13 protein-coding genes are annotated in these 12,526 nt (G+C 68.0%); 4 read left to right on the top strand and 9 right to left on the bottom strand.

Going from position 1 to position 12,526, the window contains the following annotated elements; genetic code table 11:
• Window positions 1-48 precede the first annotated feature (48 nt).
• The 5 genes from P73_RS10790 to P73_RS10770 all read right to left on the bottom strand — a co-directional run bounded on the left by P73_RS10790 (window position 49) and on the right by P73_RS10770 (window position 4,964).
• The gene (locus P73_RS10790; RefSeq protein ID WP_043869559.1) at window positions 49-1,122 is read right to left on the bottom strand and encodes a LacI family DNA-binding transcriptional regulator; all 1,074 of its coding nucleotides are present in this window, start codon (window positions 1,120-1,122) and stop codon (window positions 49-51) included.
• A 96-nt stretch (window positions 1,123-1,218) separates the two neighbouring features.
• Window positions 1,219-2,202: an isopenicillin N synthase family dioxygenase gene (locus P73_RS10785; protein ID WP_052453183.1), complete on the bottom strand. Its 984-nt coding sequence runs from the start codon at window positions 2,200-2,202 to the stop codon at window positions 1,219-1,221.
• Window positions 2,203-2,233: 31 nt separating this feature from the next.
• The gene (locus P73_RS10780) at window positions 2,234-3,076 is read right to left on the bottom strand and encodes an ABC transporter permease (RefSeq protein WP_043869558.1); all 843 of its coding nucleotides are present in this window, start codon (window positions 3,074-3,076) and stop codon (window positions 2,234-2,236) included.
• The gene (locus tag P73_RS10775) at window positions 3,076-3,882 is read right to left on the bottom strand and encodes an ABC transporter ATP-binding protein (RefSeq protein WP_052453182.1); all 807 of its coding nucleotides are present in this window, start codon (window positions 3,880-3,882) and stop codon (window positions 3,076-3,078) included. Before P73_RS10775 ends, P73_RS10780 begins: the two co-directional genes overlap by 1 nt.
• Window positions 3,882-4,964, bottom strand: a complete 1,083-nt coding sequence (locus tag P73_RS10770; protein WP_052453181.1) for an ABC transporter substrate-binding protein — start codon at window positions 4,962-4,964, stop codon at window positions 3,882-3,884. The genes P73_RS10775 and P73_RS10770 overlap by 1 nt, the downstream gene beginning before the upstream one ends.
• Before the next feature lie 292 nt (window positions 4,965-5,256).
• Between P73_RS10770 and P73_RS10765 the strand changes: the two genes are divergently transcribed.
• The gene (locus P73_RS10765; protein ID WP_043869557.1) at window positions 5,257-6,273 is read left to right on the top strand and encodes an adenosine deaminase; all 1,017 of its coding nucleotides are present in this window, start codon (window positions 5,257-5,259) and stop codon (window positions 6,271-6,273) included.
• A complete protein-coding gene (locus P73_RS10760; protein ID WP_052453180.1) occupies window positions 6,270-6,869 on the top strand; it encodes a glutathione S-transferase family protein in 600 nt (199 codons plus the stop codon). The genes P73_RS10765 and P73_RS10760 overlap by 4 nt, the downstream gene beginning before the upstream one ends.
• A gap of 15 nt (window positions 6,870-6,884) precedes the next feature.
• Here the strand turns inward: P73_RS10760 and P73_RS10755 are convergent, their stop codons facing one another.
• From P73_RS10755 to P73_RS10740, 4 genes are all read right to left on the bottom strand, one after another.
• Complete coding sequence (locus tag P73_RS10755) at window positions 6,885-7,619, bottom strand: amino acid ABC transporter ATP-binding protein (protein WP_043869556.1); 735 nt, start codon at window positions 7,617-7,619, stop codon at window positions 6,885-6,887.
• On the bottom strand, window positions 7,616-8,290 hold the full coding sequence (locus P73_RS10750; protein WP_043869555.1) for an amino acid ABC transporter permease: 675 nt from the start codon (window positions 8,288-8,290) through the stop codon (window positions 7,616-7,618). The genes P73_RS10755 and P73_RS10750 overlap by 4 nt, the downstream gene beginning before the upstream one ends.
• Before the next feature lie 3 nt (window positions 8,291-8,293).
• Entirely contained in the window at window positions 8,294-9,037 is a 744-nt protein-coding gene (locus P73_RS10745; protein ID WP_043871608.1) for an amino acid ABC transporter substrate-binding protein, read from the bottom strand.
• Window positions 9,038-9,244: 207 nt separating this feature from the next.
• The gene (locus tag P73_RS10740) at window positions 9,245-10,249 is read right to left on the bottom strand and encodes a hypothetical protein (protein WP_043869554.1); all 1,005 of its coding nucleotides are present in this window, start codon (window positions 10,247-10,249) and stop codon (window positions 9,245-9,247) included.
• A 123-nt stretch (window positions 10,250-10,372) separates the two neighbouring features.
• Here P73_RS10740 and P73_RS10735 point away from each other — a divergent pair, with 123 nt between their 5' ends.
• Both P73_RS10735 and P73_RS10730 read left to right on the top strand, forming a co-directional pair.
• Window positions 10,373-11,251 carry a LysR substrate-binding domain-containing protein gene (locus tag P73_RS10735; RefSeq protein ID WP_052453179.1) on the top strand — a complete coding sequence of 293 codons (879 nt, stop codon included), beginning with the start codon at window positions 10,373-10,375 and terminating at the stop codon, window positions 11,249-11,251.
• A 287-nt stretch (window positions 11,252-11,538) separates the two neighbouring features.
• Window positions 11,539-12,525 carry a TRAP transporter substrate-binding protein gene (locus P73_RS10730; RefSeq protein WP_043869553.1) on the top strand — a complete coding sequence of 329 codons (987 nt, stop codon included), beginning with the start codon at window positions 11,539-11,541 and terminating at the stop codon, window positions 12,523-12,525.
• Window position 12,526 lies beyond the last annotated feature (1 nt).

Below are 12,526 nucleotides of genomic sequence, written 5' to 3'. Positions count from 1 at the left end.
CGGTCCGGCATCCGCAGACCGGCGCCCTCGCCCGCTCCGTCGCGGCGCTCACGCGGGGGCGGCCGGCGAGGCGATCGTCTCCCCTTCGATGAAGGAATATCCGAGGTCGACCGGGATCTCCGCGCCGGCGGTCCCGGCCGCGCCGAGCATCACGAGCAGCCGCGCCGCCGCGATCTCGCCGAGGCGGCGGAATTCGAGGCGGACGGTGGAGAGTTTCGGGTCGACATATTGTGCCATGATCGTGTCGCCGCAGCCGGTGACCGAGATGTCGCGGGGCACGGAGCGCCCGGCGCGCTGGCATTGCGCGATGACGCCGAGGGCGAGGATGTCGCCGGTGCAGGCGATGGCGGTGAGATCGGGCATCGCCGCCAGCAGCCGCAGCGTCGCCTGCCGCGCGTCCTGCGCGTCATAGCCCGCCGTTTCGGCCACCGCCACCTCGGGCAGCGGCAGGCCGAGTTCGGACAGCCGCGCCCGCGCGCCCGCCAGCCGGTCGGCGACGGGGCGGGTGTTGCGCGTCGGCCCGGTGACGATGCCGATCCGCCTGTGGCCGCTCTCCACCAGCCTGTCGATGGCGCAGGCCATCGCGGCGGCATCGGGCATGGCGATGGAGACAAGCCCCGCGCCGCCTTCCGGGTCGTCCTGGCTGACCACGGCGATCTCGCGCTGCGCCATGAGCGGCAGAAGGTCGGGGTGGCGATAGGAGCCGGTGAGGATGATGCCCTCGACGCCGCGCTCCATCATCATCCGCGCCTGCTCGAGTTCCTTCTCCGGGCTGCGGTAGGAACAGGAGATCAACAGGCCGTAGCCCGCCGCGTTCAGAACCTCCTCCACCCCCGCGATGGTCGGCGCGAAGATCGGGTTGCCGAGCGCCGGCACGATCAGCCCCACGGTCATCGACCGCCGGCTCACCAGCGACCGCGCCGCGATGTTGGGGATGTAGTTGACGCGGTCGAGCACGTCCTGCACCGCGTTGAGCTTTGCCGGCGTCACCAGCCCGGTGCGGTTGATGACGCGCGACACGGTGGAGACGGACACGCCCGCCATGCGGGCGATGTCCTTGATCGTGACCTCGGCCGCGCGGGTCCGACCGGACGGCTTTCGCACCCGCGCCTGTTCACTCATCCGCGTTCCCCGTCCCGTACCTTGCCCGTCTCGTTTCGTTCTGACCGGAAATCGCCCGCCGGACAACTCCCTTCTCCGGGGCGCGCGCGCGGAGGATCATGCCGGTTCGGTCTCGGCCCCGTATTTCTGGACCGTCCTGAACCGGCTCACGAGATAGTCCCCGGAGGAGATCGGCGCGTGGCGCGGCGGGTTCTCCGCCGAACAGCAGCCCGGCAGGCATTCGACCGGCGCGTGGTAGTCGAGGTTGTAGAACATCGGGATCGAATAGCGCTCCTTTCCGGTGCGGTTCACGACCCGGTGCGGATTGGAGACATAGAGATCGTTGGTCCAGCGCTGGAACAGGTCGCCGATATTCACCACGAGCGTGCCGTCGACATAGGGCGCCCGGATCCATTCGCCGTCGCGCTTCTGGAGCTCGAGCCCGCCGATCGGATCCTGGTTCAGCAGGGTGATCATGCCGTAATCGGTATGGGGCGCCACGCCGAAGGCGTTCTCCGGCGAGGCCGGCGGCTGCGGCGGATAGTGGAACAGGCGCATCTGGACCATGGGCTTCTGCGTATACTGGAGGAAATGATCCTCCGGCAGGTCGAGCGCCACGGCGATCAGCCTCAGCATCCGCTCGCCCAGCGCCCTGGTGGCGGCGAAATAGGCCTCGGAGGCCTCGCGCAGCCACGGCAGCTCCTCGGGCCACTGGTTCGGCGCATGCAGCGGCAGGCGCGCGGTCACGTCGGGATCGTCCGCGGGCAGGTCGACGCCGATCTCGTAGCTTTCCTTCAGGTCGGGCTGGAAGCCGGGATGCTGGTTGATCCCCTGTTTCATGAAGCCGCGCCGGTAGACCGGATCCATGACATGCGCCTCCCGCGCCTCGGCCGGCAGGGCGAAATACCGGCGCGTCGCGCCGAAGATCTCGTTGGTGAGGCGCTCGGGCACGCCGTGGTTCGAGATGTAGAAGAAGCCGGTGTTGCGGCAGGCCTCGTCGAGCTGGCGGGCAAGCTCGCGGATGTCGCCGCCCTGCGTCAGCGGGGTGAGGTCGAGCACGGGCACCTCGTCGGGGCTGGCCACACGGGGAAGATCGGTCATTGGGGTTTCCTTTCGTCAGTTTGCGGGCGGGTCAGGCGCCCGTCACCTCGGCATGGGTTTCGGACCAGAACAGCAGGCGCCTCTGGATCGCGACGACCAGAAGGTGAAGTCCGACGCCGATCAGGGACAGCAGGATCAGGATCGCGAAGACCCCTGCCATGTTGAAGTTGAAGTTCATTTGCAGGATGAGGTAGCCGAGCCCGGCGCGCGCGCCGACGAATTCGCCGACGATGGCGCCGATCACCGAGAGGACGGCGGCCACGTCGAGCCCGACGAAGATATAGGGCAGAGCCTGCGGCAGCCGCGCCATGCGGAAGATCTGCCATTCGCTCGCGGTGCAGGCGCGCAGCATGTCGATCTGGTCGCGCGGCGCCGAACGCAGGCCGACGATGGTGTTGGCGAGCAGCGGGAAGAAGGCGATGGTCGCGGTGATGATGATCTTGGAGGTCAGCCCGTAGCCGAACCAGATCACCATGATCGGCGCGATCGCCACCTTGGGGAGGGTCTGGAAGGCGACGACATAGGGATAGACGAGGCGTTCCATGAAGGGCGACAGGCCGATGAGCACGCCGAGCACGATGCCCACGCCCGCGCCGATGGCGAAGCCTGCGAGGATTTCCCACAGCGTCACCAGCAGATGCGGCCAGAACAGGCCGGAGGCGAAGCCGTCCCACATCGCGACGGCCACGGCCGAGGGGCGCGGCAGGACGATCCTGGGCACGTCGAGCAGGATCACGAGCCCTTCCCAGGCAACCAGCACCACGACGAGAAGCGACAGCGGCAGCAGTCGGCTCTCCTTCCAGGAGCGCGGCGCGGGGGCGGGGTCGGCCGCGGCGTGGGGCGCGGCGGGGGCCGCAACGTCGAGATCGGTCATCAGTCCAGCTCCATCGTGCTGTCGAAATGCCGCCGGATGCGGCCCACATGGGCGCCGAATTCCGGCGTGTTGAACATGTCCATCCGGCGCGGCCGCGGCAGGTCGACCTCGATCACCTCGGCGATGCGGCCGGGCCGCGGCGACATCACCACCACCCGGTCCGCGAGGAAGACCGCCTCGGGGATCGAATGGGTGACGAGCAGGATCGTGGCCCCGAGGCTCTTCCAGAGGCGCAGCAGTTCCATGTTCATGGTCTCGCGCGTCATCGCGTCGAGCGCGCCGAAGGGTTCGTCCATCAGCAGGAAGGCAGGGTCCTGCACCAGCGCCCGGCAGATGCCCACCCGCTGCTGCATGCCGCCGGAGAGTTCCCGCGGATACTTGTCCTCGAACCCGTCGAGCCCGACCATCGTCAAAAGCCGCTGCGCCCGCTGCCGCGCCGCGCCGAGATCGCTCTTCTGGACGATGGCCGGCACCATGACATTCTCGATCACCGACCGCCACGGCAGCAGGACCGGCGCCTGGAACACCACGCCCAGATCACGGTTCGGCCCCTCCACCGCGCGGCCGGCGATCTCGACCTGTCCCGCGCTCTTGTCGAGGATGCCGGCGAGGATCTTCAGGAGCGTCGATTTCCCGCAGCCCGAGGGGCCGACGATGGTGATGAATTCGCCGTCGGCCACGTCGAGCCGGATATCGTGCAGCGCGTGGACGTTGCCCTTGTCGCGCGTCGCATAGATCTTCTCCAGCGCGGAGATGCGGACGAGCGGGCCGGAGGCCGCAGCGGGGAGACCGGTCGCATCCGGCATCAGTTCACCATGGCGCAGTCGCGCGCCGCCGCCCGGATCGCCTCTGCGTCGAAATCGTTCACCTGCGCGGCATAGTCTTCGATCTCCACGAGATAGGACGCGGGATCCACGGTGCCGTCGATCACCCCCGTCTCCTGAAGGAAGCTCTGGAGCCGGTCGAAGCCGTCGGGATCCACCGTGCCCCAGATCTCGCCGCCGTTCAGTTCGAAACCGGCCTTCAGGGTGGCAAGCTGGGCGTTGATGTTGTTCAGATCCCACGCGAGGAGCGTCTCCTCGTCGGCGCCCGTGGGCTTTGTCTCGGGATAGTTCTGCCAGTGCAGCTTCACCGCGCATTCCGGGTTTTCCAGCGCGAAGACCGTCGCCTTGGCGATGCCGCGGGCGATGCCGACCACCATGTCGGGATCGGACTCGACGGTATCGGCCATCACCGCCAGCGAGTAATCGGGATATTCCGCCCAGGTGTCGGAGGCGAGCTGGCGCAGCTCCAGCCCCGCATTCTCGAACCCGGCGGTGGCCGAGGCCCAGTAGAGCAAGGCGTCCACGTCCCCGGTCCTCAGCGCCTCGACCGGCGCGGCGCCGAGACCCAGGGGAATGAGTTCGAGATCGGTCTGCGGATCCAGCCCCTCGGAGGCGAGCCAACTGTTCATCAGCGGAATCCCACCCGTCGCGAGCGAGAACACCCCGATCGTCTTGCCCTTCAGGTCCTGCGGCGCGGCGATGTCGCTGTCGGCGGGGACCGAGACCGACCAGTCGATCACGCCATTCGCCATCGCGACCTTCACCGGCAGATCGTTCACCACGTTGCCCTGCACGATGACGCTCGCGTTGACCTGGGCGAAGGCGGCATTCCCCGCCACCATCTGCTGAAGCGCCTGGAGCGAGGCGCCGACCGGCTCCACGCTGACCTCGTAGCCCTCCTCCTCCCAATAGCCGAGCGTCACCGGCAGCGTCAGCATCGGATAGCCGACATTGAGGACCGAGGTGCCGACCGCGATGGTGAGCGGCTGCGGGTCCTGCGCGACGGCCGGAGCGGTCAGTCCCGTGGTGGCGAGGGCGAAAACGAGGACGGCGCTTGGCTTCATGACATTCTCCTGGGGCTGTGTGCGAACGGGGTCGTCTGGCATCCGCGACCCTCTGTGTGAGATTCACCCTTCCCTCTGAAAACGCTTTCTGCAAACGTTGCCAAACCCGGAAAAATGCCGAGGATTTCCCGATGAAATATACATTTTCAATATGTTAATCGGAAAAGCGCACAATCCGTGGTCGTTTGCGAAACCGAGGCAAAAACGAAGCGCCGGAGAATGCGTCAGGCTGCGGGCGGGAATGGTCAGAAACTGGGCGCGATGTGAACGCGCCCGAATCGAAGGAGAGAAGATGATCGACGTTTCAACCCTGCCCAAGGCAGAGCTTCACATGCATATCGAAGGCTCGCTCGAGCCCGAGATGATGATCGCGCTGGCGCGGCGCAACGGCGTGAAGATCCGCTTCGACACGCCGGAGGAGGTCGCCGCCGCCTGCGAATTCGACAATCTCCAGACCTTCCTCGACCTCTATTATGCCGGGCTGACGGTGATGCGGACCGAAGAGGATTACTTCGAGGTGACCCATGCCTATCTGAAAAAGGCGCATGAGGATGCGGTGCGCCGGGTCGAGCTTTATTTCAGCCCGCAGGCCCATGTCCGCCGGGAGATCCCCGTGCCGACGATGATGGCCGGGATCGCCGCGGCCTTCGACGCGGGCAAGCGCGATTTCGGCATCGACAGCGCCCTGGTCTGGGGCCTGCAACGGCAATATTCCGAAGAGGAGGCGTTGCAGACCCTCGATCTGGCGCGGGGATACGAGGACCGGATCGTCGCGCTCGGGATGGGCGGGCCGGAGGTCGGGAACCCGCCTTCGAAATTCCGGCGCGTCTATGCGGAGGCGAAGGCCCGCGGCTGGAAGACCTCGATCCACGCCGGCGAGGAAGGTCCGCCCGCCTATATCCGCGAGGCGCTGGAGCTGCTGGATGTGGACCGGATCGACCACGGGGTGCGTGCCTGGGAAGATCCCGCGCTCGTGGCCGAGCTCGCGGCGCGCGGCACCTGCCTGACCGTCTGTCCGCTGTCGAACGTCCGCCTGCGCGTCTACGACCGGATGGAGGATCACCCGGTTGCCGCGCTGCTGCGCGCAGGGGTCAGGGTCACGGTGAATTCGGACGATCCGCCCTATTTCGGCGGCTATGTGAACGAGAATTACCGCGCCTGCCAGGAGGCGCTGTCCCTCACCGACGCGGAGACCGTCCAGCTCCTGCGCAACAGCTTCACCGGATGTTTCCTCCCCGAGGCGCAGATCTCGGCCTATCTGTCGGAGTTGGACGGGGCGGTGGCCGCGGCGCGCGCGGGGGCGAGATGACCGCGCCGGACGCCCGCCTCACGGTGATTCAGCGCCCGCTCTCGGGCAATTGCTGGAAGGTGCGGCTTTGCCTCGCCGAGGTGCAGAGGCCCTATCGCACGGTCGCTCCGGAAGACCTGCCGGAGGCGGCGTTTTCCCGGTTCTCCCGGCGGCGGAGGATTCCGGTGCTGCTCGAGGAGGGGCGCCCGCCGCTGGAGGAATCCGCGGCGATCCTCCTGCGCCTCGCGCGCGGCACGGATCTGTTGCCGGAGCGGTTCGGCGATGTCGTCCTTTCCTGGCTGATCTGGGACCAGGCGGAGCTGTCAAAGCCTCTCGCCCTGCCCCGCCACTACGCCCGGACGGGCCAGAGCGGCGCTCGCGCGGAGGAGATCGCGCGGCTTCGGCAGGAGGCCCATGCCGGCCTCGCCTTTCTCGACGGGTGGCTGTCCGCCCGCGACTGGCTGGCGGGGGACGGGTTCACCGTCGCGGATCTCGGCCTGCATTGCTATGTCGCGCTCGCGGGCGAAGGCGGGACCGACATCGCCCCCTATCCCGCGGTCCGCGCCTGGCTCGACCGCATCCGCGCCCGGCCGCGCTGGCAGCCGCTCACCGCCTGAACCGGCGGCGGGCCGTCATTGCGTCACCCGCCGCAGGAACCGCCTCAGCCGCTCGTCCCGCGGCGCGTCGAAGATCTGTTCCGGCGGCCCCTGCTCGACGATCCGGCCGCCCTGCATGAAGATGATCCGGTCCGCGATCTCGCGCGCGAACTGCATCTCGTGGGTGACGATCAGCATGGTCTGCTTCTGTTCCGCGACGCTGCGCATCAGGTCGAGCACCTCGCCCACCCATTCCGGGTCGAGCGAGGAGGTCGGCTCGTCGAACAGGATCAGCTCCGCGCCGATCGCCATCGCCCGGCCGATCCCCACCCGCTGCTGCTGGCCGCCCGAGAGGCTGGCGGGATAGCTGTCCGCCTTGTCCGACAGCCCGGTCTCCGCCAGCACCGCGAGGGCGCGGCGTTCGGCCTCCTCCTTCGGGCGGCCCTGCACGGTGACGAGCGCCTCCATGATGTTCTCCTTCGCCGTCCGGTTGGCGAAGAGCGCGTAGTTCTGGAAGACGAAGGCCGTGCGCCGGCGCAGCGCGAGGATCTCCGCGCGCGTCGCATGTGCCGCGTCGACGGTCACGTCCCCCATCGTGATCCGTCCCGCGTCGGGCGTGTCGAGGAAGTTGAGGCAGCGCAGCAGGGTCGACTTGCCGGTCCCCGACGGGCCGATCACCACAACACGCTCGCCATGCCCGATATCGAGGTCGATCCCGTCGAGCACCGTGGTCGGCCCGAAACGCTTGTGCAGGTCACGGACGGAGATCATCGTGCATAGGCCCTGTTGAGATAGGTCTCGAGCCGCTTCTGGCCCTGGTTCAGCAGTTCGACCATGCCCCAGTAGATGATCGCCACCACGAGGAAGGCCTCGAAATAGAGGAAGCTGCCCGCCGCCTCCTTCTGGGCTGCGCCCATCATCTCGGTGACGCCGAGAGTGAAGGCGAGCGAGGTGCCCTTGATCATGTCGATGAAGTAGTTGACGAGCGTCGGCGCGGCCACCCGCGCGGCCTGCGGCAGGATGATCCGGCGCATCATCTGCCATTGCGTCATGCCGATCGACCGCGCCGCCTCCCACTGGCTGCGGTCGACGCCGAGGATCGCGGCGCGGATGGTTTCGGCCATATAGGCGGCGAAATGCAGCGTCAGCCCCATGATCGCCGCGGTCACCCCGTCGATATTGGTCAGGACGCTGACCACCTGCGGCAGCCCGTAATAGAACAGGAAGAGCTGCACCAGCAGCGGGGTGCCGCGAAAGAAGCTGATGAACAGCACCACCAGCCAGTCGAGCCAGCGGAGGGGAAACACCCGCTCGACCGCCAGGAGCGAGGCGAGGAGGAGCGCCAGCACCATCCCCGCCCCCGCCATGGCGAGGGTCAGCGGCACATATCCGAGGATCACGGGGACCAGCCCCAGCATGTAGTCGAGGTCCAGTCCCCGCATGGCTCAGTCCGGGCTGGTGATGTCGGTGCCGAACCACTTCTGCGAGATCTCCGCGAGCGTGCCGTCCTCGCGCAGCGCGGTGAGCGCGGCATCGACCTCATCGCGCAGCGCCATGCCGCGCTTGTCGCTGCGGAACGGCAGCGCGTTGCGGATTTCGGAAAAGGGCGCCCCGGCAAGCGCCAATGGCAGCGGGCTTTCCTGAATGAGCTGTGCCGAGGAGACGCGGTCCATCACGAAGGCATCGACCCGGCCAAGGGCGGTGTCCTGGGCGATATTCGATTCATAGGTCCGGATGTCGATCTCGTCGGCATAGGGCAGCTCGCGCAGCAGCTCCTCGAAATTGGAGCCGAGATTGACCGCCACGGTGCGCCCGCGCAGGTCCTCGACCCCGCCGATCCCGGCATTGCCCTCGCGCACCACCACCTGCGCGCCGTCATAGACATAGGGCTGGGTGAAGGCGAAGCGCGCCTCGCGTTCGGGCGTGATCGTGATCTGGTTGGCGATGGTGTCGATCCGGCCGGATTCCAGCGCGCCGATCAGGCCGGAAAAGGACATGGTGGCGAATTCGATCCCGAGCCCCGCCCGCTCGCCGACGGCATTCATCACGTCGACCTCGAATCCCTGGAGCACGCCCTGCCGGACGAAGGTAAAGGGAAAGTAGCCGCCCGACATGCCCACGCGCAGCGTCGGCGCGTCCTGAGCGACGGCGGCACTTCCGAGCACGAGCGTGACGACGGCGGCGATCATGGATCTGAGCATGTCCGGACTCCCTTGACGGTGTGGGCGATGTGGCCGCCTGCCGGGAGGGACCATCCCGCCGGCAGGTGACTCCCCAGATAGCGCGCCCCGCCGCGCTGTCGATCACCGGCGCGGGGACGGCCGGATCGGCACCCCGAGTGTCTCGCCGCGCGGCTGCGCGCTGCGGCGGGCCGGTGCCGCGCAAGCTGTGGGGGGCTATCCGGCCATCCTGATGTGCCAGGTGATCGCCTTGCGGTAGCCCTGCCGCTCCAGAAGCGCGATCTTCGAGTGCCAGGCCGCCGGGCAGACGACCAGCACGGAATGGGCCCCGCGCCGCTCGCGCGCGGCCTCTGCCGCGGCAAGCAGGGCTGCGGCTTCGGACCCGGCCGGGCCGAGCCTCAGGGGATCTTCCGTGGCCTCATGGAAGAAATCGTCGATCATGCCCACGCCCGAGATGTCATGCGGCGGTGGGAAATGCAGCGGGGTCGCCGGCTGGGAGATCGCATAGCCCCGGAGGCGGCCGCCGTCCTCCGACACGACCATGTCGCGGTCCGCAAGGGTGAGGCTGCGCGTCATCCAGGCGCCGAAGCGGCTGTCGGCCGCCTCGTGCGGCGCCCAGAACCGCGGATGCAGCGCGTGCAGGATGCGCCTGTGCACCGCGCTCGCCGCGACGATCCCCGGCACATCCGCCGCACGGGCCGGCCGCACCCCTGCCCCTTCGGCGTCCCGGCTGAGCCCGGTCCTGGCGAAATACAGGGTCAGGGGCTCATAGCCTTGATCCGCAAGATGCCCCTCCCACGCGCCCCCCGCCACGCTCGAGCCCAGAAGGATCCGCGCGCCGGCGCCGGTCAGATCCGCCTCCGCGGCCTCGAGCAGAGCGTGCCGTACACCGGCCGGGGCATCGGGCGCGACGAAGCTGTCCTCCATGATCAGGCCGGGCGGGCCGAATTCCCCCGCATAGATCGGCGGAACCGGCAGCAGGATGGAATGCGCCACCCCGACCGCGCGCCCCCCGGCCTCGGCGATCAGCCAGTGCTGGCGAAAGGGCGGCCTTTCGTCCGTCATCGCCGCCGCCACGGCCGAACGTGCCTTGTCCCGCGCCTCCCGGTCCAGGTGCCACAGGCCGGGATCGGCGGCATGACGGTCTTCGGCATCGGCCAGCAGCAGCTCCGCGAGCGCGTCGAGATCATCGCGCCCGGCAGGTCGGATCGTGAAGGTCATGGCGGTCCCTTTCGTCGCCGGTCATCGGATGTTCTGCATTGCCCTACCGATGGCAGAACCGGAATGAATTGACAAAGCAGCAATTCTGCCGACGCTGTCAGAAAATCTGACACCGGTCGCCTGATGGAGAAACTGAATCTCAACGCCCTGCGCGTCTTCGCCATGGCCGCACGCCACGGCAGCTTTCTGCGCGCCGCCGAGGCGCTGCACGTCTCGCACGGCGCGGTGTCGCAACGCATCCGGCAGCTCGAGGCCGATCTCGGCGTCGTGCTGTTCGACCGCACGCCGCGCGGTGTTTCCCTGACCCCGAAGGGCCGGACCTATCACGCGGCGGTCGAGGAGGCGCTGGCGGTCCTCACCGCGGCCACCGCCGATCTGAGCCGCTCGGGCCATCGGGTCACGCTGCATCTCGGCCCGTCCTTCGCCGCGAAATGGCTGATGCCGCGGCTGGGCGCCTTCAATGCCCGCTTCCCCGAGATTGCGCTGACGACCGAGGTTCACCACACCCCGCTGCGGCGCAACCTCGGCCGGAACGAGATCGCGCTCTGGCCGGAAAGGACGCCCGCGCCGAACCCCGCGCATCACCTGCGGCGCCTGTGCCGGATACGGCTCGTGGCCCTGTGCAGCCCGGATTTTCCGCGCCCAGAGGGGCCCGTCGAGACCGCGACGCTCCTGTCCTTTCCCCTGCTTCAGGACTCCCATCGCAGGTGGGAGCGCCTGATCGAGGACAGCGGTCATGCCGGTCCGCACACCCTCCTGAACTTCGACCGCTCGGCGCTGGCGCTGGATGCGGCCGTCCAGGGCCACGGGGTCGCCATCGCCCCGACCTACATGGCCGAGGCGGATCTGCGCGCCGGGCGCCTCGTCGGGATCTGGCGCGGCCCGGCGCCCTCGGCGGACCACCTCTTCCTGTCCTGGTCCCGGCACCATGCGCGCGAGACGCCGCTGCGGCAGACCGTGGCGTGGATCCTGTCGGAATTCGGCGTGGAGGCCGCGGCGTAGACCGTAACCCGAAGCGCCATCCCGGAGGCGCGGGCACGGGCGGAGCCGCCGCGCTGCGGCCTGCGGTGGGCGTGGCGTGATCGGAAAACGCACAGGGGGTGAGGAAATTTGAAGGGATTCGCCCTCCGCCCCGCCTTGCATCCCGTGCCGCCTTTTTGCGATACGCGGAATTAACCTGCGTTTTGCCGCGGTTTTCGGCAATTTGGGAACGAAACCCCCGCTCCGCACGCAGCGGTTTTTCACGGGCCGCTTTCGCCGCCCCTCTTTCAACTGTCTGGGAGGACAACATGACGACCCTATTCAAGGCTGCGGCCCTTGCCACCGTGTCCCTCGGCGCAATGTCCGCGCCGCTGTTTGCAGAGATCGAACCGGTGACCCTGCGCCTCGCCCATGTGGTGAACGAACAGGACGGGTTTCACGCCGCCGCGACGAAATTTCAGGAACTCGTCGCCGAGCGCTCTGACGGCGCGATCTCCGTCGAGATCTTCCCCAACGCCACGCTGGGCGACGAGCGCACGCTGCTCGAGGGGATGCAGATCGGCACCGTGGACATGGGCGTGATCACCAACGGCCCGGTGTCGAACTTCCTCGAGGAGATGGCTGTGTTCGAACTGCCGTTCCTCTTCCCCTCCCCCGAAGCCGCCTACAGCGTGCTCGACGGCGAGATCGGCCAGGAACTCCTCGACCGCCTCTCCGAGGTCAACCTCAAGGGCCTCGCCTATGCCGAGCGCGGCTTCCGCAACCTCACCAATTCGGAACGTCCGGTCACCGCGCCCGAGGATCTCGACGGGCTGCGCATCCGCGTGATGGAGAACCCGGTCTATATCGACACCTTCCGCGAACTCGGCGCCGACGCGATCCCGATGGCCTGGACCGAGGCGCTGACCGCGATGCAGCAGGGCACGATCGACGGCCAGGAGAACCCGGTCGGCGTGGTCTATTCCTTCAAGCTGAACGAGACTCAGACCAACATGACCATGACGCGCCACACCTATGCGCCGGCGATCTTCGTCATGGGCATGCCGAAATGGAACCAGCTCTCCGGCGAGGCGCAGGAGATCGTCTCCGAGGCCGCGCAGGAGGCCGCCGAATACGAGCGCGCGCTCAACGCCGAACTCGAGGCCGAACAGCTCCAGGCGCTCAAGGACGCGGGCATGACCGTGGTCGAGGATGCGGACCTCTCCGCCTTCGCCGCCGCGATCCAGCCGGTCTACGAGGAATACGGCGAGAAATTCGGCGATTACCTGCCGCGCATCCGCGAGGCGCTGAAGTGAC

Source organism: Celeribacter indicus (assembly GCF_000819565.1).
Taxonomy (GTDB): Bacteria; Pseudomonadota; Alphaproteobacteria; order Rhodobacterales; family Rhodobacteraceae; genus Celeribacter; species Celeribacter indicus.
The sequence above is the reverse complement of the archived record's forward strand: the minus strand, read 5'-3'. Positions and strand labels throughout refer to the sequence as shown.

Excerpts from the sequence above, each read along its gene's own strand:
- P73_RS10730 (WP_043869553.1), top strand. The coding sequence starts at position 11,539 with ATGACGACCCTATTCAAGGCTGCGGCCCTTGCCACCGTGTCCCTCGGC.
- P73_RS10770 (WP_052453181.1), bottom strand. The coding sequence starts at position 4,964 with ATGAAGCCAAGCGCCGTCCTCGTTTTCGCCCTCGCCACCACGGGACTG.
- P73_RS10775 (WP_052453182.1), bottom strand. The coding sequence starts at position 3,882 with ATGCCGGATGCGACCGGTCTCCCCGCTGCGGCCTCCGGCCCGCTCGTC.
- P73_RS10745 (WP_043871608.1), bottom strand. The coding sequence starts at position 9,037 with ATGATCGCCGCCGTCGTCACGCTCGTGCTCGGAAGTGCCGCCGTCGCT.
- P73_RS10735 (WP_052453179.1), top strand. The coding sequence starts at position 10,373 with ATGGAGAAACTGAATCTCAACGCCCTGCGCGTCTTCGCCATGGCCGCA.
- P73_RS10785 (WP_052453183.1), bottom strand. The coding sequence starts at position 2,202 with ATGACCGATCTTCCCCGTGTGGCCAGCCCCGACGAGGTGCCCGTGCTC.
- P73_RS10780 (WP_043869558.1), bottom strand. The coding sequence starts at position 3,076 with ATGACCGATCTCGACGTTGCGGCCCCCGCCGCGCCCCACGCCGCGGCC.
- P73_RS10740 (WP_043869554.1), bottom strand. The coding sequence starts at position 10,249 with ATGACCTTCACGATCCGACCTGCCGGGCGCGATGATCTCGACGCGCTC.
- P73_RS10760 (WP_052453180.1), top strand. The coding sequence starts at position 6,270 with ATGACCGCGCCGGACGCCCGCCTCACGGTGATTCAGCGCCCGCTCTCG.
- P73_RS10790 (WP_043869559.1), bottom strand. The coding sequence starts at position 1,122 with ATGAGTGAACAGGCGCGGGTGCGAAAGCCGTCCGGTCGGACCCGCGCG.
- P73_RS10750 (WP_043869555.1), bottom strand. The coding sequence starts at position 8,290 with ATGCGGGGACTGGACCTCGACTACATGCTGGGGCTGGTCCCCGTGATC.
- P73_RS10765 (WP_043869557.1), top strand. The coding sequence starts at position 5,257 with ATGATCGACGTTTCAACCCTGCCCAAGGCAGAGCTTCACATGCATATC.
- P73_RS10755 (WP_043869556.1), bottom strand. The coding sequence starts at position 7,619 with ATGATCTCCGTCCGTGACCTGCACAAGCGTTTCGGGCCGACCACGGTG.